Source organism: Bacillus sp. FSL K6-6540, assembly GCF_038007545.1.
The window spans coordinates 6616586-6643185 of record NZ_JBBOXH010000001.1; the positions used below are offsets into that span (position 1 = coordinate 6616586).

The window sequence follows — 26600 nt, forward strand, 5'->3', positions numbered from 1 at the left end:
ACTCCATATGGCATGCATGTGGTGCTTATATTTCACAAAGAGAACGACCGCATAGGCCGTCCCCCTTGTCATTCGTCTCTCCATATTACTCGGCCTGCAGTTCCAGCAGCGCGTCACGAAGCTCGGCCGCACGCTCGAATTGCAAATTCTTCGCCGCTTCCTTCATTTCGGCCTCGAGGCGCTGGATCAGCTTCTGACGCTCTTTCTTCGACATCTTCTGTCCTTCGCCCACCAGGTAATCCGCCTTGCCCTCGGCGACCTTCGTCGCTTCGATGACATCGCGTACCTTCTTGCGGATCGTCTGCGGCGTGATGCCGTGCTCCTCGTTGTAAGCAACCTGGATGCTGCGGCGGCGCTCGGTTTCCTTGATCGCCCGATCCATCGAATCGGTGATCTTGTCGCCGTACATGATAACCTTGCCTTCCGAGTTCCGGGCCGCCCGTCCGATCGTCTGGATGAGCGAGCGGTCGGAGCGCAGGAACCCTTCCTTGTCCGCATCCAGAATCGCTACGAGGGAAACCTCCGGCAGGTCAAGACCCTCCCGTAGAAGGTTAATACCCACCAGCACGTGGAATGTACCAAGCCGCAGATCGCGCAGGATCTGCATCCGCTCCAGCGTTTTGATATCGGAGTGCATGTAACGGACCTTGATTCCGATTTCCTTCAGGTAATCGGTCAGATCCTCGGCCATTTTCTTCGTGAGCGTGGTCACTAGCACGCGCTCGTCCCGGTCCACGCGGTCATGGATCTCGCCGATCAAGTCATCGATCTGCCCTTCGGTCGGGCGCACGTCGATGATCGGATCGAGCAGGCCTGTCGGCCGGATGATCTGTTCGACCATCGTATCGCAGTGCTCCATCTCATACGGTCCCGGCGTGGCCGATACATAGATGATCTGGTTCACCTTCTCCTCGAATTCCTCGAACTTCAGCGGCCGGTTATCGAGCGCGGACGGCAAGCGGAAGCCATGATCAACCAGCACCGTTTTGCGTGCCCGGTCACCGTTGTACATCGCGCGGATTTGCGGCAGCGTAACGTGCGACTCGTCAATGACGAACAGCATGTCGTCCGGGAAGTAATCGAGAAGCGTATATGGCGTAGCCCCAGGCTCCCTGAAGGTCAGGGGACCCGAATAGTTCTCGATCCCGGAGCAGAATCCGACTTCCTTCATCATCTCGATGTCGTAACGGGTGCGCTGCTCCAGCCGCTGAGCCTCCAGCAGCTTGCCTTCCGAGCGCAGCAGTTCAAGGCGCTCTTCCAGTTCGCGTTCGATATTCACGAGCGCTACCCGCATCGTCTCTTCGCGGGTGACGAAGTGAGACGCCGGGAAAATGGCGATATGCTCGCGTTCCCCGACCAGCTCGCCCGTCAAAACGTCGATCTCCGTGATCCGTTCGATCTCGTCGCCGAACAGCTCGACGCGGACGGCATGCTCTCCCTTCGAGGCCGGGAAAATCTCGACGACATCCCCGCGCACGCGGAACGTGCCGCGCACGAAGTTGATATCGTTCCGCTGGTATTGGATATCGACCAGCCGCGACAGAATCTCGTTGCGAGGCTTCTCCATGCCCACCCGGAGCGAAAGCAGCATTTCCCCATACTCGTGCGGCGAACCCAAACCGTATATGCAGGATACGCTCGCCACGATGATGACGTCGCGCCGTTCGAACAGCGAGCTCGTGGCGGAGTGGCGAAGCTTATCGATCTCTTCATTAATGCTGGAATCCTTCTCGATATACGTATCAGAGGAAGGAATGTAGGCTTCCGGCTGATAGTAATCGTAATAACTCACGAAATAATCCACCGAGTTGTTCGGGAAGAATTCCTTAAACTCGCTGGCCAGCTGCGCAGCCAGCGTCTTGTTATGCGCGATGACGAGTGTGGGACGGTTTACCTTGGCGATTGTCTGCGCGATCGTAAACGTCTTACCCGTTCCTGTTGCACCTAGCAGCGTCTGATGTTTTTTCCCTTGGCGGAGTCCTTCGACCAACGCATCAATAGCCGTGGGCTGATCGCCCTGCGGCTGGAATTCAGACTGGATCTCAAAGGATTTGGTACTGACAACTAAATCGCTCATTGCCCTTCATCACCCTCATACTCTAAAATGAAATTCATGCTAAAAGATATGTCGAAACTTCCCGATGATATACTATGGGAAATTAGTGGTGTCTGCGTAAGGAATAAGAATATTTGTTCCCGTCTCATTATACCCTTTACGTTTTTTTGATGCAAACAGTTTAATGAAAATTTCAATAAGTTCCAGGGCAAATGTTTAAGTCCACGGCTTCCACGACTTCGGGAGCCTTCAGCGTTCATGTCGAACGGGCAACATACGAGCCGATGATCTTAATTAACTTCCTTAAGGAGATGATACAGCGTTATGGATATTACGATTATTCTTGGCATTCTCGCCGGTCTGGCCGCGTTGATCGGAGGGTTTTTATGGGAAGGCGGGCATCTGAGCGGCCTGCTGCAAGGCGCGGCTGCGCTCATCGTATTCGGCGGGACCATCGCCGCCGTCATCGTCAGTTTCCCCGCCACCCGGCTCCGTACGATCCCCGCTGCGCTCAAGCTGGCCTTCGGCCGCAGCAACCGTTCGACGGACGAGCTGATCGATGCCATCGTCGACATGTCGGTAACGGCCAGAAGAGACGGGGTGCTGGCGCTCGAGCGCATCTCGGCCGAACACGAGGATCCGTTCCTGCGGGAAGGCATGCAGATGGTCGTGGACGGCAACGACCCGGAAATGGTGCGTCAAATCCTGGAGCTCGATATTAATGCCGCCGAGCAGAAGCACGAAGGCTATGCCAAAATTTTCGAGTCCGCCGGGGGCTATGCCCCTACCATGGGGATCATCGGTACCGTCATGGGATTGATCCACGTGCTGGGCAGCCTGCAGGACCCGACCGGTCTCGGCCCGTCCATCGCTGTCGCGTTTACCGCCACTTTATACGGCGTCGCAAGTGCCAATATTATCTTTTTGCCCATTGCGTCCAAGATTAAAGCACGTTCCGAAGAAGAAATTGTAAAAATGGAGCTGCTGCTCGAAGGAATCATGGCCGTTCAGAACGGAGAGCACCCGCTGTTGGTTCGCAAAAAGCTCGCCTCCTTCGCTTCCGCAGGCAACACGAACATTCCGTCCTCAAGGGGGATCGCGCATGAGACAGCCGAATAGACGGCGGCGTCAGCGCAAGCAGGCCGAAGGCGAACAGCGCGACCGCTGGATGATCACCTATGCAGACCTGATTACGCTGCTTCTGATCTTTTTTGTTGTGATGTATGCCATGAGCCGGCTCGACACGGAAAAATACAAGCTCGTCACCCAATCCCTGCAGGCCACCTTCCAGAGCGGGGACAGCATTCTGGAGATGGGCTCGGGGATTACCGGAACTGCCGATACCGAGAACCATAAAAATCCTCCGCCGAAGCCTGCTGCCGACGAGGAAGGCGAGGACAAGGATAACGGGCAGGAACCGCTAACCGAGCGCGAGCTTGCTTTCCGTGCCCAGGAGGAAGAGCTGGCGAACTTTATGGGGCTCATTCAGCAATACGTGAAGGATAACCAGCTCGAAGAGGACATCTTCATCTCGGACGAGCCGCAGGGGATTGCCATTACGTTAAGCGACCGCTTCCTGTTCGATGTCGGCAAGGCCGAGCTTAAACCTGGCGCCGCTCCGGTTCTGGGCAAATTAGCCAGCCTGTTCGGGGATTTAAACACCACGGTGAGCATCGAGGGGCATACGGACAACGTGCCGATCGGCCGCTACTCCAGCTATAAGGACAACTGGGAGCTTTCCGGCGCCCGAGCGATGTCGGTGCTGCGATTCTTCCTCGAGCACAGCAAGCTGGACCCGGCAGGCTTCCAGTATGCAGGCTATGCCGATACGAGGCCGGCCGCGGACAACGCGACCGCCGAAGGCAAGCAGAAGAACCGCCGGGTTGAAATCACGGTGTTACGGCAGCTGAAGGAGTAGGCAATTGCCGCAATGACCGGCCCATGTACTTCCATGCTTTGCGTTGAAGGAAATCGTAACACATCCGCATAAACCGAATAAGCGCCCGGCAGACTGAATCGGCATGGATTCAGATCTGGCCGGGCGCTTTTACATATATAAACAATGGTTCGATTACTAACGGCATTCCTGAGGTTACAAGGTTTACGGCAAATTCGATATGCAACTTCCGGTCGAAGCTTCAAGAGCTTTATTACGGAGGAAACCCTGGAGGGAGTATCTTAAGCGCCGTGCCCAACCCCGCTCTCGCTCGGCCTCAGGACAGCGGAACCGACGGCCAGCAGAATGACCGCCATCAGGCCCAGCACGGCCAGCGGCAGTGCGATATCGGATAACGTGCCGCCCGTAGCCGCGGTCTCCACCGCCTCAATGGCCCATTTTTGCGGGATGAAATTGGCGATCTTCTGCATGAATTCCGGCATGATGGCAAGCGGCCAGAAGCACCCGCCCAGCATGCAGGTCGGCGTGACGATCATGGAATTGATCATGGCCGCATTTTGCCCGTTCCGGATCAGCCCCGCGACCGTGCTTGCCACGCCTAACGATACGAGCATAAAGGCCATCAGAATAAGGAAATGCAGCACGAACGGAACTCCGTAATCGTAACGAAGGACATACCGGCTGAGCACGAGCACGATGACCACCTGCAGCGAGCCGACCACCAGGCTGCCCAGAAAATTACCTAAAGCGATCTGATAGGCGCGTACCGGCGCCGTATACATGCGGGACAGCGTTCGCTGCCTGCGGTCATCAATCATCATCGACACCACGCTGGAGATAAGGGTCATCATGAACATCAGGGTAAATCCCGTTACGTTCGAGAGTCCCGGCTTCGCATACAGATTCAGATCCGTGACCTCGGTATCCACCCGATTCAGCGCGGATTGCTTGAGCACCTCTTGCAGCGCCAGCATACGATCCGCGTCCGGCTCCGAGGTTTCCCGGATCAAGGCAGCCGTACCGCTCAGGCGCGTAACCGCGGAGTCCGCCGTCATTCGGATCATCACCGAGGCCTCCGAGGTGGAAACTTCGTATATTTTGACCGCCGGCCGTTGGCCTTCCATCAGTCCGTCGCTGAACCCCTGCGGAATATAAACGCCCACCGTGCTTTTATTCTCCACCAGGTCTTCCCTCAGCACATTCTCAGACCCGGACTCCTTGAGCACGTATTGGCCGCTTCGCTCCAGTTCATTCATCAAGTACCGCCCTGCAGGTCCCTCATCCTCGTTCACGTAAGAGACCAGAATGCTCGCGGCCGTGGTCTGCCCCAGAAGAAACACCGTCAAGGTAACGACCACGCAAGGAACCAACAGATAGACGATCCAGCCTCTTTTTCGTCCCAGCGTGCGTCTCACCATATGCCAGGCAATGGTTAAGCTATGCATGGTATCCCACCTTCCTGTACGTAATCATGGCTGCAGCCGACAAGGCCGCGGTAATGGCCGCCAGCATGCCAACGCATGTGACAATCAAATGCACGTCGCTGTTCAGCATCATCCGCAGCATGCTCTGCATCGCCCAATGGTTGACGGTGAAGGCGCCAAGCTTCTGGAAGAACTCCACGGGCAGCGGCATAAACCCTCCGCTGACAAACGTCATGGCGATAATGATCGCCTGCATCAGCCCTCTGGCTCCAGCCGCCGTGGAGGAGACCAGGGTTATGAACGTGGCGATGGTCATGGACGATAACGTGATTAATACGCAGACCACGATGAGCAGCAAAGGGTGCGGTCCCCATTTAACGCCGTACAGCCACATGGATCCAAGGACGATGGCGGCTGCCTGTGCCAGCGTGATCAGGCTGCATCCGATAATTTTTCCGGCAAACACGGTTCCGGGGTTAACGGGCGCGCTTTGCAAGCGATACAGGGTCCGGCTTTCCCGCTCGCCCAGCAGGCTGCTGCTGGCCATCAGACCGGAATACAGCAAGAACATGATCAGCATGGAGGCTGCATAATATTGGGCTGCGGAGTACGTTGCTCCTTTCTCGCTCAACTGCCCGATCGTAACGTTGGGTCCTTCCGACGCATCGACAGGCGCTGCCGCTTGAGCCGCAAGAACTTGGTCTCCGCCCATAACGAATACCTCCGCCTGTTTGTGATTGGCATCTGCGATAAAGGTCTTGAAGACAGTGTCTGCCACGAGGTTTAGATCACGGTCTCTTCCAGGTAGCAGCTCAAGCTTCACATCCGCTCCCTGGCTCATTCGTTCATCAAAGGAAGCAGGAACCACCACCGCGTAATCGACCTCGCCCCGGCGCAGCTTTTCTTCGGCTTCTTCGCGGCTGGATACCACCTCAGGTTCCAGTAGGTCCTGAATCTCCGGCAAGCCGGTCAGCGCCTGCATGCTCCCCGGCAGCTGTCCTCCAGCCTCGGCATCCAACACCAATCCCACTCGGACCGATGGCTGTTTAAATTCCTGATCATTGCCAAACCAGCCCGACAGCGCATTTCCCAATATGAAAATAAGGATCAGCGGCAGCAAAAATTGGTTGATCAGCACCGATCGGCTGGTGGCCATCCGCTTCAGCTCGAACCAGGCGATAATCATCGTATTCATCTTCGGTATTCCTCCTTCATGGATCCCTTTGCTCGTGTCCGTTATGATCAATCGCGAAGCGTTCGCCCGGTCAGGCTGAGAAACAGCGTTTCAAGCCCCGGCTCCTCGCACTGCAGGGAGCGAAGCGTCGTATGGTGTTTACTGCAGATGAACAAAATATCCTGCAGCTCATCCTGAGCTGACGGTACATAGACTTCGACCTCGTTATCATTCTGCGCAACGCGCCTAACGCGCGGGTGAATGGTCAGTTCCTCCACCAGATCCTGTGTGATCCCATCAGCAGTAAGAATGATTTTTTCCTCATGCGCCACGCGTGCCCGAAGCTCCTGCTGCGTCCCGCAGGCGATAACATGACCTTGATCCATGATGGCCACCCGGTCGCTGATCGCGGCAACTTCCTCCATGTAATGACTTGTATAAATAACGGTAGAACCCAAGCGGTTCAACGTCTTCACCGATTCCAGGATATGATTCCGGGACTGCGGATCAATCCCCACCGTCGGCTCATCCATAATAATCAGCTTCGGACGATGCGTAATCGAGCAGGCAATATTCAGTCTTCGTTTCATCCCCCCGGAGAAGGTGGACGGCCTTTCTTTCGCCCGATCCTGCAGGCCGACAAACGCCAGCGCCTCCTCCACCCGCTCCTTCAGCAGTTGGCCGCGCAGCCCGTACAATTTCGCAAAAAAAGCGACATTGTCCCAGGCCGGCATCTCTTCGTACAGCGCCAGATCCTGGGGCACCAGCCCAATTCTCCGTTTCACTTCCAGCGGCTGCTCCTCGATGGAGATACCGTCTACTTTGATGATGCCCTGATCCTTCGCCAGAAGGCCGCAGATCATATTGATGGACGTGCTCTTGCCCGCTCCGTTCGGTCCCAATAATCCAAAAATCTCGCCTTCGTGCACTTCCAGGTTCATATGATCCACCGACAGCTTGCTTCCATATCGTTTTACGACATCCTTCATCTCCAGAAAGACGGTCATCATCATCATCTCCATTTCCCTCGTATCCATCTGTTGATTACATTCTATCTGGAATCGCCGGATTTTTAAGGTAGAGGAAGTCACCTTATGGGGTGACAAAAGTCATCTCCTTGCCGAAAACATCCATGTGCTATAATGTAGCCAATCGTTTGAACGGTTTGACTTCACAATGGAAAAGGGTTGGATCGCACGTGACATCTCCACTTGCCTATCTCAGGTACGGCCTCATTCTCCTGCCCGCCGCAGCGGACATCTTTTTGCAGCAGCTCGACGATTACGGGGAGTATATGGTGTACATCCTGCTTTTTCTGGCGATTGCAGTGCTGAGCCGTTTCCTGCCTTCGCCTGCTTACCGGAAAGCAGCCATACTGCTGGAAATCCCGTTGTCCCTATGGCTATGCCACCAATACGGCTTCATGATGGTATTCCTGTCCATATCCTCCCTATGCGTCTATCTGCCCTTGTTCGAGCGGCCTGGCAGGCTGTGGCTGGCATTCGGTCACCTTGCGCTGCTCAACATCGCGATTACCGATTACGATGCGCTGCTGCATACGACGGCCAATCTGCTGTTTCTGTTCTTGGCGGTCACATTCCACCGCATCCATGAAATGAACCAGAAGGAATTGGATCACATTCATTTATACGATGAGCTGAAAAGACTGCATTTCCAGCAGGACGAAGCAGGCAGGCAGCTGCTGCAGTTCGCCCATCAGGTGGAAAGCGCGGCGCAGGCCGAGGAGCGTAACCGCATCTCCCGCCAGCTGCATGACGATATCGGCCATCGGCTGATTCGCGTCAAAATGATGATGGAAGCCGCTCTTCATATCGTGCCGCAGGATGCCGCCCGGGGCATGGATATGCTCCATCAAATCCGCGACCAGCTGGGGGAGAGCATGGAGCAAATGCGGACCTCCGTGAAACAGATGAATCCGTCAAGGCGGATCACGGACGATTATTCCCTGGATCGGCTGCTGGAGGAGACCGGCAGGGAGACCGGAATCGAGACCGAGCTTGTACTGCAGGGAATTCCTTATCCGCTTTATCCGAGCCAACAGGTGGTGTTATACAAAAATGCCCGGGAAGCCATCACCAACGCCATACGCCACGGCGAGGCCAAGCAGGTCCAAATTTTTCTCCAGTACGGAGACGAGGAAGTTCGAATGGAGGTCTCCAACGATGGCACGGTCCAAGAGGAGGCGAAGCCGATCGCTGCGGCTGACCGTCATGGCATCGGGATAAGCGGCATGCTCGAACGAACCAAGGTGGTGGGAGGAGCGCTGGAGGTCAGAAAATCCGTGCCTTTTACCGTCATCACCCGGCTGCCTGTCTACCGAAAGCGCGAGATTATGTAACTGGCATGACCGGCAGCACCCTAACTTAGAAAGGATCGTGGCTATCCATGATATCCGTATTGATTGCAGATGATGACCCGTTCATTCGGGAAAGCTTGAAACTGTTGGTGGGGATGGATCCGGATATCGAAGTATCGGCTGTCGCGGAACACGGGGAGGAGGCTCTATCGTTATTGATGGACGGACTTCATGCCGACGTCGTGCTCATGGACATCCGGATGCCGGTATGCGACGGCGTGGAAGGAACCCGGCGTATTCGCGAGCGATACCCTGATGTTCGGGTGCTGATGCTGACTACCTTCGATGATGACGATTATATCGTAGAGGCGCTGCGGAACGGGGCCAGCGGTTATCTGCTGAAGAACATTCCGCCCGATCGCATCATTCAGGGGATCAAAACGGTGCATGACGGTAACATGCTGATACATCCCGATATCGCTCGCAAGCTGACCGGGATGCTTCGTCCAACCTCGCAGCCAGCCCCGAGATCCGCTGATCTGGAACAGTTCGGTCTCACCCCTGCCGAGAAAAGGGTCGTCGCCCTTATCGCGGAGGGCCTGTCCAACAAGGAAATTGCCGCGCAGCTTTACCTAAGCGAAGGCACCGTCAAAAACTACGTCACCGATATTCTGGGCAAGCTGAATCTTCGGGACCGGACGCAAATCGCTATCTTTTATTTAAAAAAGGTGCAGGGCTAGTCCCCGCTTATCCATTACATAACGGCATGAAGCTAAAAAACGGGCCCTTGTCCATATTGGACAAAGGCCCGTTTGAAATATCACGATGAAGGGAATCCGGCTTCTTCGGAACCGCCGGACGTCTTGCTTCCGGAGGCCCCCCGCTTGCTGCGAATATGAAGTTTATTCGCCAGCAGCGTGATCAAGCTTACCGGCTTCAACCCCACTGCAATGCCATCCCTCGGGTCTGGCGCCACGATAGCTCCCAGCTGATGATGATCCCCGGCGTAAATCGCACGCTGGAGAAATTTGCTCTCTCCTTGATGGTTCTGAACCTCCAGCTTGCAGAAGGCTGGATTCTGGCGCAGCGCGCTGTGCAGCTGCTCCTTGCTGTGAATCAGTTTACCGTTCACCTTGAGGATCGTCTCCCCTGCCAAAATGCCGAGCTCGCTTGCCGGACTGTCCGGCAGCACGGCGAGAACGCGTAATCCGCGTACCGGATGCACAAACATCGGGCTGCGCTGCTGTTCTTCGTATCTGCTGTACCATACCAAGCCCTCATGCAGCAGCAGCGCCGCTAATGCGGCGGCGATGGTAAGCGGCGACCACCACTCGGCCAGCAGGCTCAATGCCAGCACAATCGCTCCATAGAAAATGAGACGCTTCGACGTAATCCCTGCCTTCTCCTGCGGGAGCATGCTCTGCGTCATCTCTCCGAAGCCGATCACGACCGGAAGGGCCATCATGGTAAAGCCCGTACTCCAAGCATCGCCGCCAAAGAACGGTGTCCACGGCAGCACGCTGCCCCCGCCAACCGCCGGAACGAGCAGGAACAACGGCAGGGGCCAGAAGCTCTGCATATGATAGCCGCCGACAAGCTTGCCGCGCTTGCCCTCCAGAAACAGCGGGGTGGCAAATCCTGCCCCTTGTATCCTTACCAGCAAAGCTTCCGCAAAATGCAGGACGGCGGACAACGCCAGCAAGGCCGGAATGTCCAAACCAAGGATCGTTGCCGTTACCTGATGAATCCAGCCTTCCGGCTGCCAATTCGGAAACCAGCCCAACACAAACTGAATGATCCCGAGCAGACCGATGGAATAGGCAAAGCATAAGTACCGGATATGAAACAGCATCAGGATCAGCGAAGTCACCCATATGCATATAATGGCTTCCAAACTTAATGATATCCCCAAGAAGGCCACCACGATGGACACGCCGATGCCTGCCGCCAGTCCCCCTAGAAACGTACGCCAGGTCTGCAATCCCCAGGAATGCAGCTTCACATGGAACAGCTTGCGCTCCACCAACACCTGCCTTCGGTAAAACAGCATGACAAACAAAATCGAAATATAATAAAAGGGCTGCGTCAGCAGTTGTATGCCTGCATCTATCCCATACATCAGCAGTTGTTTCAATGTCTCCAACGGCTTGCCACGCTCCTTTCGGTTCCAAGATGCTTCGAAGTTTACGCTTTCTGATATCTCCAAAGAAAAAAGAAGGCTAACGTTCAGCCTTCTTACTTGTTCGACGCCTTAGCGGCGATTTCCTTCCGAACCTCGGCAATTCCGCGATTCATTTGGTTATCCTCTTTCGGATCCTGAATCTTCTCGATCAATGCCGCTTCCAATGCCTCGGCTGTAGCGCTGTTAATGATGCCGTCCGCTTTCAGCTTGTGCTTGCTCTGGAAGCTCTTGACCGCCTTCTCCGTATTCCGGTCGAAGTAACCATCCGTGCGTCCTGCCGCGTAACCAACCGCTTCAAGCATAATCTGCGCGTTCTTCACATCCGTGCTGTTCGTGTCGTACGCATAGGTTTTCTTCTTATCGATCGGCGCAACGGTAAAGTATTCAGGCTGCGACACCTTAATATCCGGTTCGATTCCCTTCTCATGGATCCAGGTACCGTTTGGCGTCAGCCATTTGGCAATGGTCACCTTGAGCAGGCTTCCGTCGCCAAACTGCTTGTCAAAGCTCGTTTGCACGGTCCCTTTTCCGAAGGAGTGCTCGCCCATCAGGGTAGCTCCGGCGGACTGCTGCAAGGCGCCTGCCAAAATCTCGGAAGCGCTGGCGCTGCCCTTGTTCATCAGCACCGTAATCGGGTACGATTTCGCCACGCCATTGGAAGGATGCTTCTCCCGCTTCTTATCCTTGTCTTCGACCTGAACGATCAGCTCGCCTTTAGGCACGAACTGCTCTGCGATGTCAATGACAACGGACAGCACGCCGCCGGGATTGTTCCGGACGTCGATCAGCAGTCCCTTCATGCCTTGGCTTTCCAGCTTCTTGAGCTCTTCCTTAAAGCGTTCGCCCGTATTCAGCGAGAATTGGGAAATCTCGATCACGCCGATTCCGCCCTTCTCCATCCGTGCCGACACGGTTTCCAGATCGACGTCATCCCGAACGATAACATACTCGATCGGCTGCTCGGATCCTGCCCGCTTGATCTGAAGGACGGCCTTGGAGCCCTTCGGACCGCGAATCTTGTTAACGGCCGCATTCAGCTCAAGGCCCTGCAAGGATTCGCCATTGACGGAAAGGATGGTATCCTTGGCCCGAATGCCGGCTTTATCCGCAGGCGATCCCTTGATCGGGGATACAACGACGACGCTGCCGTCTACGGAGGACACTTCCGCGCCAATCCCCGTGAAGGAGCCCTCAATGCTTTCTTCAAACTGGGCCGCCGTTTCTTTGCCCATATAGTTGGAATACGGATCTTCCAGCGCTTCCATCATCCCGTTGATCGCGCCGTCGATCAGCTTCGACCGATCGATATCCTTGTAATAATTGCTTTCGATGAGGTCAATCGCTGTCCCCAGTTTCTTCGCTTCAGACTGCTCCAGTCCATTCCTGTTCGCGATGCTGGCCAGCAATCCCTCGCCGCCGTCTCCGGTCTGACTTGGAGCAGGCAGCTGGGTCAAAGCCATCGTTAACAGTCCGCCGCACAGCATGGCAGCGATGACCAGAAAGACAGCCGTTCGTTTTTTCAGCAAGTACTTCACCGCCTTTGTACGTTTCAACTGCTACACACAGGGGAATCCCGTCCACCTAGTATATGATTGGCTTGCCGGGAATATTTATACAGCGGTATTGAAGGTTATATGGTTTGCGTCATCATTTCTGTTACAGATAAGGCGAAGGATTCACCGGCGATCCATTGACCCGAACCTCAAAATGAAGATGCGGTCCCGTGCTCTGACCCGTGGAGCCTACTTCGGCAATCTTCTGCCCTCTGGACACCTTGTCGCCTTCGCTGACTTTAATGCCGCCGTTGCGGATATGCCCATACAAGGTCCATACGCCGCCCCCATGATCAACAATAACACAGTTTCCGTAACCGCTCCACCACTCGGCCAAGATGACGGTGCCGCTCTCGGCTGCCCGGATCTCGGTCCCTTGCGGAACCGCGAAGTCCTGACCCGTGTGCATCTTGCCAACCTCGCCCGTTACCGGATGGACGCGCGGTCCGTAACCGGAGGAGAGTCTGGCTCCGGAGACCGGTATCGCAAACGGTCCGCCGTTGCCGGTATACCCGCCGCCGCCTTTGCTGCCGCCGAGGGTTGTCGCCTTCGCTCTCTTCGCCGCCGCCGCTTTGGCAGCCGCCGCTTTACGAGCCGCTTCTTCGGCAGCAAGCTTATTCTTTTCCTTCTGCAGGTCCGAGCGCTTGCTTGCCAAGGCAACTAGCATTCTATCCTGCTCTTCGGTCAGGATTTCCGCATCCTCGATATCTTGATCGTACTGGGCCAGCAGAACGCGCTTCTCCTGTTCCTTCTCGTTCAGGATGCTCTTGCGGTCCTCCATCTGGCCGTACAGGTCCTTGGCGGTTGCGTACTGCCCTTCAAGTTCTTTCTTCTTGTCGATGACCAGCAGCTTGTCCTGCTTATGCTGCACCAGCAAATCCTGGTCCTGATCGACGATAGTCTTCAACGAATCGGCACGCTCAATAAAATCGCTGAAGCTGGTTGCGGAGAGCAGCACATCCAGATACGATACTTGCCCATCCATATAGATGAGGCGAATCCGGGATTCCAACAGCTTCTCTCGGGATGCGATGCGCTCCTCCGCCGCTTCAAGCTCCTTGGTCGTTGTTCTCAGCAAATCCTCCGTCTCCTCGATCTTGACGGAAATCTTCGTCAATTCATTGCTGACGATGCTGATTTGCTCCATTACGTATTTCAGGTTCTTCGTCGTTTTATTCTTATAATGCTGGGCTTCTTGTTTATCATCCGCAGCCTTGCTCTTCTGCGCCCGCGCTTTCTTGACCTGCTCCTGAAGCACCCTCAGCTCTTTGTCTACATCGGCTGTGGTTTTCTTCTCGGCTTGTCCGACGGTCGGTTGGATCATAACAGTGGCCAGTAATAAGGCTGCTACTCCTGCGGCGATTTTCTTCAAGTTTCGCTCCCCATCCTTTACCTTGTTTTATACTTTCAAAAATTTACGTATCGACATGGTGCTGCCCCAAATGCCAATGACGATGCCCAGGGCCACGATGATGGTCCCGAGCAGCAGCCACAGATCTCCCAATGGAATCAGGCTCTGCGCCAGCGTCAAATCCGTCTGCGACGCGGCGTACAGGCGATTGTAGCCTATAAACAGCAGCGTAACCGTAATGATCGAGCCCAGGAGGCCGATCATGGCTCCTTCCACGAAGAACGGCCAGCGGATGAAGTTGTTGGTCGCGCCAACAAGCTTCATGATGCCGATCTCGCGGCGACGGGCCAAAATCGTTACCCGAATGGTGTTCGAAATCAGAAACATGGACATCAAGCCGAGTCCCGCTACGAAAATAAAGCCGATATTCCGCACCGTTTTCGTAATCTTGAACAAGGTTTCTACCGTGCCCTCCCCGTATTTGACCCGCAGGATCGGCTCTTCCGCATACTTCTCGTTCAGCGCGGTAATCTTGTCGGCAACGAACCCGACCGTGGTCGGTTCGATAACGGAAACCTCGAATGCGTCCGGAAGCGGATTCTGGTCCGCTTCGCTGAAGCCTTCCACCCATTCGGAGCCGAGGCTTTCCTCAAGCTCCTTCATGCCCTCTTCCTTGGACACGAATTTGATGGCGTTGACTTCCGGCATGGCCTCGATCTCGCCTTTGATGGTTTCGCGCAGCTTCTCGTCCACATTGAGATTCAAGTACGTATTGATTTGCACATTGCTATCTGCTTTATCGGCTAATGCGTTCACATTCATGACTAACAGCATGAAAACGCCCAGTATAAATAATGACACCACGATGGACGTAATCGATGCGACCGACATCCATCCATTCCGGAAAACGCTCTTCGCCCCTTCCCGCAAGTGCCGCAAGAAGGTTCTAAAATTCATACCCGTACTCTCCTCTCTGCTGGTCGCGGACGATCTGTCCGTGCTCAATCGCAAGTACGCGCTTACGCATCGTGTTCACGATATCCCTGTTGTGGGTAGCCATTACGATGGTGGTTCCCCTGAAATTGATTTCGTCCAACAGCTGCATGATGCCCCAGGAGGTTTCCGGGTCCAGGTTGCCCGTAGGCTCGTCCGCAATAATGACGGACGGGTTGTTCACGATCGCCCTGGCGATTGCGATCCGCTGCTGCTCCCCGCCGGAGAGCTGGGAAGGCTCGCGGTTCGCCTTGGCTTTCAGGCCCACCAGATCCAGCACCTCCATAACCCGTCTCTTGATGAGACGCTGCGGCGCTTCGATAACTTCCATGGCAAAAGCTACATTTTCGTAAGCAGTCAGCTTGGGCAGCAGACGATAGTCCTGAAAAATAACCCCGATATTTCGGCGAACATAGGGGATTTTGCGCTGCTTCAGCTTCCCGATATTAAATCCGTTAACGGAAATTTGGCCTTTGGTCGGCACTTCTTCTCTATAGATAAGTTTCATGAATGTCGATTTGCCGGCACCCGACGGTCCGACAACATAGACGAATTCATTGCGGTTAATGGTAACGGAAACTCCTTGAAGCGCATGGGCGCCGCTTGGATAAGTCTTCCATACGTCCTGCATTTCGATCACTTCATCACTTCCCAATCCATAATTAGCCATTATACTTTCGACAGTTTCCATCGAATTCCTTTAAAATCCAAGAAAAATCCTCACGACATCGTCTATTGTAACAAATTTGTTACCTTTTGAGTACCCGAAAGTTTAAGCCCACCGTGACATATACATGAACAAGTGCATGTACTGCGGCCAATACGAAGTTAAGAAGGTGGTTTCAAATGAAAAAAATTCATCTCGGTCTCATCTTTGTCATCAGTATCGCTCTTCTCCTCTCCGTCGGTTTCGGTCTATTGACGATGTACGCGAACCAAAAGGAGCTGCCGAAGGGAGTCGTTCTCTCGGGCTGGCAGGTAGGGGGGCAACCCGCCGACGAGGTATTGTCCGAGCTGGAACAGCGGCTCCATGCCATGACTAGCATCAAGGTGACGCTGGAGTCGGAGGCCCTGAAAGGGCACACGGAAAACTTCAGTCTCCAAGAAGCCGGCGTTCGGTTCAGCGCAGCCGATTTCAGGGAAGCCATCGCCAAGCTGTCCGAAGGATCGCTATGGGAACAGGTTCTTTACCGGCGGCAGTTTCAGCTGGAATGGCATATATCCACCGACTGGAATCGTGACGTATTGAAAGGGCGGTTAAACGAAGACTGGCAAAAAGAACGCTTTGGAGAGCCTGTCAACGCAGTGCGGAGCATTTCCGAAGACGATGTGGTCCGGTATACCCCGGAGAAAACCGCGTACCGCATCGATTGGCCTGCGTTCTATGAAGGGTTCAGCGCAGCGCTTCCGAACGAGTCCCACTTCACGGAACCGTATCCGGAAGAAGCCATTGCGGTGCAGCTGCCTCTTATCCGTCAAAAGCCCCCCGTTACCGTAAAGTCGCTGCAGGACGAGGGCATTGAGCGAAAAATCGTTGAAATTTCCACCGGTCTTGGATCCAGCGGGCCCGGACGCGTACATAACGTAACCGCTGCCTCCAAAGCCGTGGACGGCATGATTCTGAAGCCCGGCGATGAGTTCAATTATGCTCATATCATTGATGTTGCGAAGAAGGAGTATGGATTTGAGGAAGCTCCCGTCATCGTGAACGGCAAGCTGGTGCCCGGTATCGGGGGCGGGATCTGCCAGGTATCCAGCACAGTGTATCATGCCGCCCTGCTGATCGGGCTGGAGATCACCGAAAGGCGGAATCATTCCCTTCCGGTCAGCTACTTGCCCAAGGGACAGGACGCCACCTTTGCCGAAGGGGCGATCAACTTTCGCTTCCGAAACAATACAGGCAAGCATCTGCTGATCCTGTCCGAGGTATCGCACGGCAATTTAACGCTGAAGATGTTCGGCACCTTCCCGGAAAATACGGAATACGAGCTGGTATCCACCACGATCGAAACCTTGCCTTCGCCGGAAAAGGTCATCCACAACAACTCGCTGCCGCCGGGATTGAAGCAGGTGGTTCAGAACGGAAAACCAGGCTATGTGGTAGAAACCTACCGAACCAAGAAAGTGAACGGGAAAGTCGTGGAGAACGTGAAAATATCCAAGGATACCTACCGCCCCCAGAACAGCATCGTTGCCATCAATCCGACGAATGAGGTCCCGCTGCCGGATGCGAACGAAACGCCCAAAGAGGAAGTCGTTGAGGACGGTATCAGCGCCCCGTAAATCGAAGCTGACATGAAACAGCCCGCATTCGCGAATCGAACCGCGAATACGGGCTGTTTTCCTTGCCGTTATTTTAATGTCGTGCATCGATTTTATAATAGCTTCCGATTTCTGCCTGAGCATCTGCGCTGAACGTCTCGGTATATTCCACCCGGCCGATGGAGCAGCCCTTTCCGATATGGACTCTACTGCCCCTGACAATGGCCGCGCTCGTATTCTCCAGACGGATATCCTCGCCTTCAACCAGCTCGGCATTCAGATATCCGATCCGTGAGGAACGGAACCATTTGGCCAGCACCGTAGGCGCTACGGAGACCGTGCGGCTTCGGAGTTCGTTGACGCGCGAAGCTTGCGCAACGAGCCTCAGCGTCAATTCCCGAGCTATCACGGACCCGCTCACGCGTAGTATGCCGCGGACCGTCATCTCTTCGGCTTCCAGGTTGCCGCCAACATCCAGGGTACCGTTCACGACGCCTTTTACCGCAAACAGATCGGCTCCCGTGCTCAAGCCGCCATTGATTCCGATGCGGCTGATTCTAACGCTTCCGCCGGCATCCAAGCTTCCATTCACCCGGACGTGCTCCATCTGGACATGATGGGACACCTTCACATGGCCGTTCACTCTAGCCTGCCTTCCGAGCAGGCTTCCGTTTATGACCGCGCTCCCGTTGCAGCTTAGCAGATGGCAATCCGTGTCGCCATGAATGACGCCTTCACCGCTTATCCGAAGCTTGCCGACAATACCGCCGCCAACGACACCGTCACCCGTTATGGAAACACCGGGTCTTTCTACGGCTGTTCCGTTATGCACCATATCGCTGCCTCCTTACCATCTATTCGGCCAATGCCCGGATGTTTGGCCCGATTCTCCCTTAAAACCGCCGGGATGCTCTGACCTGGGCTTCCGGATGCTGCGTCAATTCATCCCGGTATTCCACTTGCCGAATCTCGCACCCTGGGCCGAGAATCACCCGGTTGCCGCGGACGATATCGGCTTCGACATACTCTAGATCCAGGACATCGCCCTCAATAATGCGTGCCTCCAGCCGCGTTCCCCGTAATGGCAGGGACAGCATCTCCCAGAGACGCTTTCCTTTTTTGCGGATCGTGATCCGGTCTCCGACGATTTCCTGCGCAAGGCAGCGGCCCAACAGCCGAATATCCGCTGTTCCTACATGCAGGCGGCCATCGATCTTGAAGCCCCCATGAAACGTGGCCGTCTCACTCCGCACGTCACCATGGCTTCTCAGGTTTCCGGTTACATCAAGCCTCTTCGATTCGGAATCACCGTGAATGCTGCAATGCCCCCCGATAAAAATGGACCGGCTGCGCACGCCTCTCTTCACGCTCAGGCTGCCGGCTACATGCAGCTCCTCCGCGTCCACCGTCCCCTTAATGGTTCCCGAACCGTTCACGCGAATCTTGTCGGCAGCTACGTCGCCGTTCAAACTCATCGTTCCGTTGCCTGTTAATTCCCGGCAGTCCAGATCTCCATTCACCTGACCGGCACCATCGATTCGCACCTTGCCGTATTGGCCGCCGCTTGAGCTGCCGGTTCCCGTAATCTTCAGATCGGACAGTTTATCGTCATGTGGTATCATGAGCATACTCCTCCAGATTCACAAATAGGATCATCATGCTATATCTTAACTGGACACTCGCTTCGCTGAACTTCTAAATCTATGCCATTGAATCCTCCACCGGGTGGAGCCATAATCTCCCTCTAAGATAACACAACGCAGCGCATCATAGAACAGCCCGATGGCTGAACCTCGCCTCGGTCTGAAGACCGAGGCGTTTTATGCACGGATTCATTCCATCCGTTTCAATTCGGTCGCTGACCCCCTTTATGCTCCTGGAGAATGGCGAAGCGTCCGAACGCTGCATCCTTTAAATGCGTTCTCGTCCGCCGCAGACGATAACTTAGATTTACTTGGAGCAAGGGAGCTCGATTATGATATGATCCTAGTAGGCTCGTCACTTTGATCTCTCATTTTCAAAAATGAAAGGGGATACATAATCCATGGCTCTAATGCAATGTCACTTTTACTCGGAGGTGCTCGGTCTCAGCACGTCCATGACCGTCATTCTCCCTCAGCAAACCTCTTCACAAATCGGCATGACGAATCATGCCAAAAGTGGTCTGCATCCGACGCTCTTCCTCCTGCACGGCCTGTCCGACGACGATTCCATCTGGCTGCGCAGAACCTCCATCGAACGCTACGTGGCCGAGATGGGCATTGCCGTCGTTATGCCGCAAGTGCATCGCAGCTTCTATACCGACATGGAATACGGAGGCAAATACTGGGCCTTTATCAGCCAGGAGCTGCCGGCCATCGCCCGTTCCTTTTTCCCGTTATCCCACGCGAGGGAAGATAACTTCGTCGCCGGGTTGTCCATGGGCGGCTACGGGGCGTTCAAGCTTGCCCTTCGCTGTCCCGAATCCTTCGCCGCTGCTGCCAGCCTGTCGGGCGCGCTCGACATGGCGGGTCATATTAATAGGAACGAGGCTTTGTTTGAGCATCGTTTAGTCTACGGAGATCGGGACATTACCGGCACCGACAATGACCTGTTGTGGCTGCTTCAGGAAGTGGACCGCTCGGAGGGGCCGAAGCCGCTGCTGTATCAATGCTGCGGAACGGAAGACTTCCTCTACCAAGACAATCAAGCGTTCCGCAAAGCCTGCGAAGCAACCTCCCTGGATCTCACGTATCAGGAAGGGCCGGGCGGTCATGATTGGGGATATTGGGATACCCACATCCAGGATGTTCTGAAATGGCTTCCGTTGAAAGCCTGATGAACCCATAATATGCACGCCATGAACGTGCCTGTGGTTCATTCGCGGTTCCATGGGATGTACTTGGTGTACTTCTCTTCGTGAGAGAATTTAGGCAATCCCTCATTCAACGGATCTCATCGTTACACAACAAAAGGTGGATCAGCAAATGTAACATTTGCCGATCCACCTTTATTTTTGCTACGTCAGGGTTTTCTGTATCCTTTACTCTACATTCCCCTGGCGGAGACCCAGCCATTCTTCCGTGACCTGAAGGGTCTGCACGCTGCGGTCGATCGCCGCTTTCACCTGCTCGGTTGCCGTGCCGCCGTAAACGTTACGCGCATTGACCACCGTCTCGGGTTGAAGCACGCCATAGATGGAGTCGTCAAACAGCTCGGAGAACTGCTTGAATTCGTCCAGCGTCAGGTCCAGCAGGTATTTGTTGTTCTGGATGCAGTACAATACGGTCTTGCCGATCACTTCGTGCGCCTGGCGGAAAGGAAGCCCTTTGCCGACCAGGAAGTCCGCAATATCCGTTGCATTCGAGAAGTCGGTGTTCACTGCTTCGCGCATGCGGCCTTTGTTGACCTTCATCGTGGCGATCATCGGCGCGAACAGCTGCAATGCGCCTTCCAGCGTAGCCACCGTGTCGAACATGCCCTCTTTGTCTTCCTGCATGTCCTTGTTATAAGCAAGCGGCAGCGACTTCAGCACGGTGAGCAGACCCATCAGGTTGCCGTATACCCGCCCGGTTTTGCCGCGGACAAGCTCGGGCACGTCCGGGTTCTTCTTCTGCGGCATAATGCTGCTGCCCGTGCAGAACGCATCATCCAGCTCGACGAAGTTGAACTCGGTGCTGCTCCAAAGCACCAGCTCCTCGCTCAGGCGGGACAAGTGCATCATGATGATGGAAGCATCCGAGAGGAATTCCAGGATAAAGTCGCGGTCGCTGACCGCATCCAGGCTGTTCTCGTAAACGCCGTCGAAACCGAGCTGCTCGGCCACGAAATGGCGGTCGATCGGGAACGTTGTGCCCGCAAGCGCGCCTGCCCCGAGCGGCAGCACGTTAATGCGCTTATAGCTGTCGATCAGACGGTCGATATCCCGCTGGAACATGGACACGTAAGCCATCAGATGATGCGCGAACAGAATCGGCTGCGCACGCTGCAGATGCGTATACCCCGGAATAATCGTATCCAGGTTATCCTTGGCTTGCCCAATCAACGCGGTCTGCAGCTCGTGCAGCATGCCGGTCAAAGCCACGACGCGGTTGCGCAAATACAAGTGCATGTCCGTTGCCACCTGGTCGTTACGGCTGCGGCCCGTGTGGAGCTTGCCGCCGACAGGTCCGATTTCCTCGATCAGATTCTTTTCGATGTTCATATGGATATCCTCATCCGATACGGAGAACTCGATGCTGCCCTCACGGATGCGTTCCAGCACTTTGCCCAATCCTGCCTTGATCGTCTCTACGTCTTCCGCCGGCACGATGCCGCATTTGCCCAGCATGGACACATGTGCAAGGCTTCCCTGGATGTCCTCCTCGGCCAGCTGCTTGTCAAAACCGATGGATGCCGTATATTCCTCTACCAATGCGTTGGTCTGCTTCGTAAAGCGTCCGCCCCATAACTTGCTCACAACACTTGCCCCTCTCTGATTTAAGGCAGAGGGCCGCTTCCCGCTTAAGAGGTTCCGTTCGTCCCGTTCAACGAGAATCGACGGAGCTCTCCAGCATGAAAACGGCCTTCAGCCTGTTCATTACTAGTACGTCCATATCCATACGCTTATATTCGATCAATTACCGGATATAAGACATAAGGCTTCATATCATGTATCCTTCGGCCGCGTTGTTACCGCGCTCTATCCGATGCGCTTGTTCCGTTAAACGGGCCCACAGACTGTTTTATTGATTTTGATTCACGCCGGTTGCCACTTTCAAACGCAATGCGTTCAAGCGAATAAAGCCGGTAGCGTCGCCTTGATCGTAAGCTTGCGTCGGATCGGCTTCCATCGTGGCGATGTCCGGGTTGTACAGGCTCACCGGACTCTTCACGCCTGCGCCGATCACATTGCCCTTGTACAGCTTCACGCGCACCGTTCCCGTAACGTTCTTCTGGCTCTCGGTCACCAGCGCCTGCAATGCCAGACGCTCCGGCGCAAACCAGAAGCCGTTATAAACCAAGGTGCTGTAGCGGGTAATCAGGCTGTCGCGAAGGTTCATCACTTCACGGTCCATCGTGATGGACTCCATCTTGCGATGAGCGGTGAACAGGATCGTGCCGCCAGGAGTCTCATAGACGCCGCGGCTCTTCATGCCGACAAAGCGGTTCTCCACCATATCCACGCGACCGATGCCGTGCTTACCGCCCAGCTCGTTCAGCTTCTCCATCACTTGCAGCGGGCTCATCGACTCGCCGTTCAGCGCAACGACATTCCCTTGCTCGAACGTAAGCTCGAGGTATTCCGCCTCATCCGGCGCATCCTCAGGCGATACGCTGAGCAGGTACATATCCTTGCTGTCCTCCGCGCTTGCATCGAACCAAGGATCCTCCAGCACGCCGCTCTCGTAACTGATATGGAGCAGGTTGCGGTCCATGGAGTAGGATTTCGCAGCGGATGCCGTTACCGGAATGCCGTGCGCTTCCGCGTAAGCGATCATCTCCGCGCGTCCCGGGAAGGAGTTGCGGAACTCCTCGATGCGCCAAGGCGCGATCACTTCAATGTCCGGTGCCAAGCCGGCAACGCCCAGCTCAAAACGAACCTGGTCATTCCCTTTACCCGTAGCGCCGTGCGCAATCGCCGTCGCGCCTTCGGCACGTGCGATATCCACCATGCGTTTCGCGATCAACGGGCGCGCGATGCTGGTGCCGAGCAGGTACTGCCCTTCGTACATGGCACCCGCCTGGAACATCGGGAAGATGAAATCATTCGCAAATTCGTCGCGCAGATCGTCGATGTATACTTTGGAGGCGCCGGTCGCCAGCGCTTTTTCCTCAAGTCCGTCCAGCTCTTCCTTCTGGCCGATATCGGCCGTGAAGGCAATGATCTCCGCATCGTAGGTTTCTTTCAGCCACTTCAGAATGACGGACGTATCCAGACCGCCGGAATACGCCAGTACGATTTTTTGTTTTGCCATGGTTTAACTCCCTCTCTTTGTTACTAACAACCCTGTCCTTCATTATACTAAAGATAACGTCCATTGACGCATTTTCATATAGAATGTTCGCTGGTCATCGGCGGCTTTATGCCATCAAAGCAACCATCAAAGCCTTCTGGGCATGAAGACGGTTCTCGGCCTGATCGAAAATGACGGAATTGGCACCGTCGATCACGCCTTCGCTGACCTCTTCGCCGCGGTGGGCCGGAAGGCAGTGCAGGAACAAGTAATCAGGCTTCGCCGCTTTCACCAGCTCCTCATTCACCTGGTAGTCCGCAAAGGCGGCTTCCCGCTGTGCCTGCTCCTCTTCAAAGCCCATGCTTGCCCATACATCCGTGTAGATCACGTCCGCATCCTTCGCGGCTTCGAGCGGGTCTTGGGTAATCGTGATTTTGCCGCCCGTTTGCGCCGCGATTTCCTCGCTCAGCTTCACGATGCTGGCATCCGCCTCGTAGCCCTTCGGACTGGCCACGGCCACATGCATGCCCATCTTGGCACCGCCGATCAGGAGCGAATGCGCCATGTTGTTGCCATCGCCGATAAAGGCCATTTTGAGGCCCTTCAGCTTGCCCTTGTGCTCCAGTACCGTCTGCAAATCAGCCAGCACCTGACATGGATGCGCCATGTCGCTCAGGCCGTTGATGACCGGAATCGAAGCATATTTCGCCAGGTTGACCACGTTGTCGTGCCCGAAGGTACGGATCATCAGGCCGTCCAGATAACGGGACATCACCTGCGCCGTATCGCTGATCGGCTCGCCGCGTCCGAGCTGAATATCGTTTTTGCTCAAAAAGAGTGCATGTCCGCCCAGCTGGAACATCCCAGCCTCGAACGAAACCCGCGTCCGCGTGGACGACTTCTCAAAAATCAAGCCGATCGTCTTGCCTTTCAGCGGCTGATAGACTTCGCCGTTCTTCTGCTTGCGCTTGATCTCGATTGCCGAATCGAGCAAGAACTGAATCTCTTCCGTCGAGTATTCGTCCAGCTCGATCATATCCCGCCCTTTCAGGCTTAATTCCTTCAATTGTCCGCTAGCGGCCATATTCTTCAGTCCTCCTTAACCATGCTGTTATTGTCCGTAATGCTGCTGCACGATTCTTCTATGCTTGGCTAACCGCCGTATGTTCATGTATAAGTTCCGTAACGATCGACACCGCTTGGTCGATCTCTTGTTTCGTGACGTACAGATTCGGAAGCAGCCGGATCACGTTCGGTCCTGCCGTTACGAACAGCAGCCCGCGGCTCTGTCCTTTCAGCACCAGCTCGCCAACCGATTCGACGCATTCGATGCCGATCAGCAGGCCTTTCCCCCGGATCGCCTTCACAAAAGGATGACTGCCCAGGCTCTCATTCAGCTTCGTCATCAAATATTCTCCGGCTTCGGCCGCGCGCTGCGGCACGTCGTCCTCCAGCATCGTCTCGATGGTGGCCTGGATGACGGCGCTGGCAATCGGCGTGCCGCCAAACGTCGTGGCATGGCTTCCTGCCGTGAAGGCTTCGCGCAAGTAAGCTTTGCCCAGCATCGCGCCGACCGGGAACCCGGAGCCGAGCCCTTTGGCCACGGTGAAAATATCCGGCTCGATGCCGTAATGCTCGTGCGCAAACAGCTTGCCGGTCCGGCCCATGCCCGTTTGCACCTCGTCCACGATCAGCAGCAGTCCGTGCTTCTTGCACAGCCCGGTGACGGCTTGAAGGAATTCCGGTTCCACCGGATGCACGCCGCCCTCCGCCTGCACCATCTCGATCATGATGGCTGCGGTTTTGTCGTTAATGGCTGTTTCCAGCGCCGGAAGGTCATGCAGCGGAACGCTTTTGAAGCCTGCCGGAAGCGGAAGGAAGCCTTCCTTCACCTTATCCTGGCCGGTGGCCGTCAGCGTAGCCAGCGTCCGACCATGGAAGGACTGGGTAAACGTAATGACCTCGTAGCGTCCCGTTCCCTTCACCTTCTGATGGTAGCGGCGTGCCAGCTTAATGGCAGCTTCGTTCGCTTCGGCCCCGCTGTTGCAGAAGAAGACCGCATCCGCGCAGGTGTTGGCTGTCAGCAGCTCGGCTGCTTTTTCCTGGCCCGGAATGTGGAACAGGTTCGAGACATGCCACAATTCATCCAGCTGGGCTTTCAGCTTCTCTTTCACTTTTACCGGGGCATGGCCGAGATTCGTTACCGCCAGACCGGCCATAAAATCAAGATACTTGTTGCCTTGATCATCCCATAGCCAGCTGCCCTCCCCTTTGACCAGGGCGATTGGGTATCTGGCGTACGTTTGGAACAACGAGCTTTCATTAGCTGCTTTGATACCGCCTGCTGCTTCTTTTCCCATAGCCTTCACACACTCCTTTGCATTTGGCATTGCTTCGTGTTTCACGTTTGAACCGTCCTACGATATGAACATCCATTAAGCTTAACCGGCACTGCGAATTCGGATCATTCCTCCGATCCCTGTTGCCCACAGATTTTCATGGAATCATGTAATCAAGGATAAATTCCGTGGACAAAGGGGCCCGCTTCGCTTCTCCGGAATGATGCCGCCTTCTCCGTTGAAGTTTTTTATAGTTCCGGTTTGACTATCAAACCGTGCCTTATTACATTCGCACGATGCGCGTTCCCAGCACTTCGCCTCCAAGCACCCGGCTCAGCACGTTCGGCTCGCTTCCGTCCACGATGACAACCTCGCTCACTTTGCCGTGAATGCAGCTGATGGCTGCTCTTACCTTCGGTATCATGCCGCCATAGATTTCGCCCGTTCCGATCATATCCTCGATCTCCTGCACCGTCACGGTCGGAAGCACCCGCTTCTCGCCGCCCGATCCCTTCATGATCCCCGGCACGTCGGTGACAACGATCATCCGGTTAACGCCCAGATGAGAAGCCACGGCACCAGCTGCGGTATCGGCATTGATGTTATAGCGCTGACCGGATGGATCCACGCCGATCGGCGCAACCACCGGCATGTACCCCATCTCCAGCACGCCGCTCAGGATCGATGACTTCACCAGCGTAACGTCGCCGACCCAGCCAACCTCCGCATGGTTCGTTACCGGTTTGGCCTCGATCAGCCCGCCGTCCGAACCGGACAAGCCGATGGCAGAACCGCCCACGCTTTGAATCCGTCGTACGATCTGTTTATTGATGGTGCCCGCAAGCACCATCTCCACGACGTCCAGCACATCCTCCGTCGTCTTGCGCAGCCCGTTCACAAACTCGGTCTCGATGCCGAGTTTCTCCAGGTTGCCGGAAATTGCGGGACCGCCGCCGTGCACGATAACGGGGTTAACCCCCTTATCCTGCAGATTCTTCAAATCCTCGAAGAAGCTGTCCGGAAGGGCCGCGAGCGTGCTGCCGCCGCATTTCATCACAAACGTATCCGCGCTTGAGGTTTGAACCGGCTGCGAATTCTCCTGATCGATCGTGCTCTTCATATCCATCTCCTCCGTCC

22 protein-coding genes are annotated in these 26600 nt (G+C 55.2%); 6 read left to right on the plus strand and 16 right to left on the minus strand.

Annotated features, from left to right (window positions below; translation table 11 throughout):
* Nucleotides 1-85: 85 nt before the first annotated feature.
* Entirely contained in the window at nucleotides 86-2077 is a 1992-nt protein-coding gene (gene uvrB / locus MHH82_RS29905; protein ID WP_009594250.1) for an excinuclease ABC subunit UvrB, read from the minus strand.
* 303 nt (nucleotides 2078-2380) lie between these two features.
* On the opposite strand from uvrB, the gene MHH82_RS29910 reads away from it, so the two are divergent.
* Nucleotides 2381-3175, plus strand: a complete 795-nt coding sequence (locus tag MHH82_RS29910) for a flagellar motor protein (protein ID WP_145039221.1) — start codon at nucleotides 2381-2383, stop codon at nucleotides 3173-3175.
* The gene (locus tag MHH82_RS29915; protein ID WP_015737684.1) at nucleotides 3159-3974 is read left to right on the plus strand and encodes a flagellar motor protein MotB; all 816 of its coding nucleotides are present in this window, start codon (nucleotides 3159-3161) and stop codon (nucleotides 3972-3974) included. The genes MHH82_RS29910 and MHH82_RS29915 overlap by 17 nt, the downstream gene beginning before the upstream one ends.
* A 260-nt stretch (nucleotides 3975-4234) precedes the next feature.
* Here MHH82_RS29915 and MHH82_RS29920 read toward each other — a convergent pair whose 3' ends face one another.
* From MHH82_RS29920 to MHH82_RS29930, 3 genes are read right to left on the minus strand one after another with little or no spacing between them, the layout of a single operon-like run.
* A complete protein-coding gene (locus MHH82_RS29920; RefSeq protein ID WP_340969163.1) occupies nucleotides 4235-5398 on the minus strand; it encodes an ABC transporter permease in 1164 nt (387 codons plus the stop codon).
* Nucleotides 5391-6572: an ABC transporter permease gene (locus MHH82_RS29925; protein ID WP_340969165.1), complete on the minus strand. Its 1182-nt coding sequence runs from the start codon at nucleotides 6570-6572 to the stop codon at nucleotides 5391-5393. The genes MHH82_RS29920 and MHH82_RS29925 overlap by 8 nt, the downstream gene beginning before the upstream one ends.
* Nucleotides 6573-6619: 47 nt before the next feature.
* Complete coding sequence (locus MHH82_RS29930; protein WP_340969167.1) at nucleotides 6620-7588, minus strand: ABC transporter ATP-binding protein; 969 nt, start codon at nucleotides 7586-7588, stop codon at nucleotides 6620-6622.
* Nucleotides 7589-7650: 62 nt separating this feature from the next.
* On the opposite strand from MHH82_RS29930, the gene MHH82_RS29935 reads away from it, so the two are divergent.
* Nucleotides 7651-8910: a sensor histidine kinase gene (locus tag MHH82_RS29935; protein WP_340969169.1), complete on the plus strand. Its 1260-nt coding sequence runs from the start codon at nucleotides 7651-7653 to the stop codon at nucleotides 8908-8910.
* Between the two features lie 47 nt (nucleotides 8911-8957).
* On the plus strand, nucleotides 8958-9608 hold the full coding sequence (locus MHH82_RS29940; protein ID WP_340969170.1) for a response regulator transcription factor: 651 nt from the start codon (nucleotides 8958-8960) through the stop codon (nucleotides 9606-9608).
* A gap of 80 nt (nucleotides 9609-9688) precedes the next feature.
* On the opposite strand, the gene MHH82_RS29945 is transcribed toward MHH82_RS29940, so the two are convergent.
* The 5 genes from MHH82_RS29945 to ftsE form a co-directional block, all read right to left on the minus strand.
* Nucleotides 9689-11011, minus strand: a complete 1323-nt coding sequence (locus MHH82_RS29945; RefSeq protein WP_213580632.1) for a PDZ domain-containing protein — start codon at nucleotides 11009-11011, stop codon at nucleotides 9689-9691.
* Nucleotides 11012-11103: 92 nt separating this feature from the next.
* Nucleotides 11104-12576, minus strand: coding sequence for a S41 family peptidase (locus MHH82_RS29950; RefSeq protein ID WP_015737691.1), 1473 nt, complete (start codon nucleotides 12574-12576; stop codon nucleotides 11104-11106).
* A 130-nt stretch (nucleotides 12577-12706) separates the two neighbouring features.
* A complete protein-coding gene (locus tag MHH82_RS29955; protein ID WP_340969172.1) occupies nucleotides 12707-13975 on the minus strand; it encodes a murein hydrolase activator EnvC family protein in 1269 nt (422 codons plus the stop codon).
* 27 nt (nucleotides 13976-14002) lie between these two features.
* The gene (gene ftsX / locus MHH82_RS29960) at nucleotides 14003-14911 is read right to left on the minus strand and encodes a permease-like cell division protein FtsX (protein WP_015737693.1); all 909 of its coding nucleotides are present in this window, start codon (nucleotides 14909-14911) and stop codon (nucleotides 14003-14005) included.
* Nucleotides 14901-15587, minus strand: coding sequence for a cell division ATP-binding protein FtsE (gene ftsE, locus MHH82_RS29965; protein ID WP_015737694.1), 687 nt, complete (start codon nucleotides 15585-15587; stop codon nucleotides 14901-14903). Before ftsE ends, ftsX begins: the two co-directional genes overlap by 11 nt.
* 206 nt (nucleotides 15588-15793) lie before the next feature.
* Between ftsE and MHH82_RS29970 the strand changes: the two genes are divergently transcribed.
* Entirely contained in the window at nucleotides 15794-17230 is a 1437-nt protein-coding gene (locus MHH82_RS29970; RefSeq protein ID WP_340969173.1) for a VanW family protein, read from the plus strand.
* 73 nt (nucleotides 17231-17303) lie between these two features.
* On the opposite strand, the gene MHH82_RS29975 is transcribed toward MHH82_RS29970, so the two are convergent.
* Both MHH82_RS29975 and MHH82_RS29980 read right to left on the minus strand, forming a co-directional pair.
* Nucleotides 17304-18044, minus strand: a complete 741-nt coding sequence (locus MHH82_RS29975; RefSeq protein ID WP_340969174.1) for a hypothetical protein — start codon at nucleotides 18042-18044, stop codon at nucleotides 17304-17306.
* A 58-nt stretch (nucleotides 18045-18102) separates the two neighbouring features.
* Nucleotides 18103-18831: a polymer-forming cytoskeletal protein gene (locus MHH82_RS29980; protein WP_145039242.1), complete on the minus strand. Its 729-nt coding sequence runs from the start codon at nucleotides 18829-18831 to the stop codon at nucleotides 18103-18105.
* Between the two features lie 422 nt (nucleotides 18832-19253).
* Between MHH82_RS29980 and MHH82_RS29985 the strand changes: the two genes are divergently transcribed.
* Nucleotides 19254-20027, plus strand: coding sequence for an alpha/beta hydrolase (locus MHH82_RS29985; protein ID WP_340969177.1), 774 nt, complete (start codon nucleotides 19254-19256; stop codon nucleotides 20025-20027).
* A 204-nt stretch (nucleotides 20028-20231) separates the two neighbouring features.
* On the opposite strand, the gene argH is transcribed toward MHH82_RS29985, so the two are convergent.
* From argH to argB, 5 genes are all read right to left on the minus strand, one after another.
* Nucleotides 20232-21647 (minus strand): argininosuccinate lyase, encoded by a 1416-nt coding sequence (argH, locus tag MHH82_RS29990; protein WP_304148678.1) that lies wholly within the window; start codon nucleotides 21645-21647, stop codon nucleotides 20232-20234.
* Between the two features lie 265 nt (nucleotides 21648-21912).
* Nucleotides 21913-23145, minus strand: coding sequence for an argininosuccinate synthase (locus tag MHH82_RS29995; RefSeq protein ID WP_015737700.1), 1233 nt, complete (start codon nucleotides 23143-23145; stop codon nucleotides 21913-21915).
* A gap of 106 nt (nucleotides 23146-23251) precedes the next feature.
* Nucleotides 23252-24208: an ornithine carbamoyltransferase gene (gene argF, locus MHH82_RS30000; protein WP_009594235.1), complete on the minus strand. Its 957-nt coding sequence runs from the start codon at nucleotides 24206-24208 to the stop codon at nucleotides 23252-23254.
* Between the two features lie 58 nt (nucleotides 24209-24266).
* Nucleotides 24267-25484 carry an acetylornithine transaminase gene (locus MHH82_RS30005; RefSeq protein WP_036660315.1) on the minus strand — a complete coding sequence of 406 codons (1218 nt, stop codon included), beginning with the start codon at nucleotides 25482-25484 and terminating at the stop codon, nucleotides 24267-24269.
* 262 nt (nucleotides 25485-25746) lie between these two features.
* The gene (gene argB, locus MHH82_RS30010) at nucleotides 25747-26583 is read right to left on the minus strand and encodes an acetylglutamate kinase (RefSeq protein ID WP_036660318.1); all 837 of its coding nucleotides are present in this window, start codon (nucleotides 26581-26583) and stop codon (nucleotides 25747-25749) included.
* Nucleotides 26584-26600 lie beyond the last annotated feature (17 nt).

Excerpts from the sequence above, each read along its gene's own strand:
- uvrB (WP_009594250.1), bottom strand. The coding sequence starts at position 2,077 with ATGAGCGATTTAGTTGTCAGTACCAAATCCTTTGAGATCCAGTCTGAA.
- MHH82_RS29910 (WP_145039221.1), top strand. The coding sequence starts at position 2,381 with ATGGATATTACGATTATTCTTGGCATTCTCGCCGGTCTGGCCGCGTTG.
- MHH82_RS29915 (WP_015737684.1), top strand. The coding sequence starts at position 3,159 with ATGAGACAGCCGAATAGACGGCGGCGTCAGCGCAAGCAGGCCGAAGGC.
- MHH82_RS29920 (WP_340969163.1), bottom strand. The coding sequence starts at position 5,398 with ATGCATAGCTTAACCATTGCCTGGCATATGGTGAGACGCACGCTGGGA.
- MHH82_RS29925 (WP_340969165.1), bottom strand. The coding sequence starts at position 6,572 with ATGAATACGATGATTATCGCCTGGTTCGAGCTGAAGCGGATGGCCACC.
- MHH82_RS29930 (WP_340969167.1), bottom strand. The coding sequence starts at position 7,588 with ATGGATACGAGGGAAATGGAGATGATGATGATGACCGTCTTTCTGGAG.
- MHH82_RS29940 (WP_340969170.1), top strand. The coding sequence starts at position 8,958 with ATGATATCCGTATTGATTGCAGATGATGACCCGTTCATTCGGGAAAGC.
- ftsX (WP_015737693.1), bottom strand. The coding sequence starts at position 14,911 with ATGAATTTTAGAACCTTCTTGCGGCACTTGCGGGAAGGGGCGAAGAGC.
- MHH82_RS29970 (WP_340969173.1), top strand. The coding sequence starts at position 15,794 with ATGAAAAAAATTCATCTCGGTCTCATCTTTGTCATCAGTATCGCTCTT.
- MHH82_RS29975 (WP_340969174.1), bottom strand. The coding sequence starts at position 18,044 with ATGGTGCATAACGGAACAGCCGTAGAAAGACCCGGTGTTTCCATAACG.
- MHH82_RS29980 (WP_145039242.1), bottom strand. The coding sequence starts at position 18,831 with ATGATACCACATGACGATAAACTGTCCGATCTGAAGATTACGGGAACC.
- MHH82_RS29985 (WP_340969177.1), top strand. The coding sequence starts at position 19,254 with ATGGCTCTAATGCAATGTCACTTTTACTCGGAGGTGCTCGGTCTCAGC.
- MHH82_RS29995 (WP_015737700.1), bottom strand. The coding sequence starts at position 23,145 with ATGGCAAAACAAAAAATCGTACTGGCGTATTCCGGCGGTCTGGATACG.
- argF (WP_009594235.1), bottom strand. The coding sequence starts at position 24,208 with ATGGCCGCTAGCGGACAATTGAAGGAATTAAGCCTGAAAGGGCGGGAT.
- MHH82_RS30005 (WP_036660315.1), bottom strand. The coding sequence starts at position 25,484 with ATGGGAAAAGAAGCAGCAGGCGGTATCAAAGCAGCTAATGAAAGCTCG.
- argB (WP_036660318.1), bottom strand. The coding sequence starts at position 26,583 with ATGAAGAGCACGATCGATCAGGAGAATTCGCAGCCGGTTCAAACCTCA.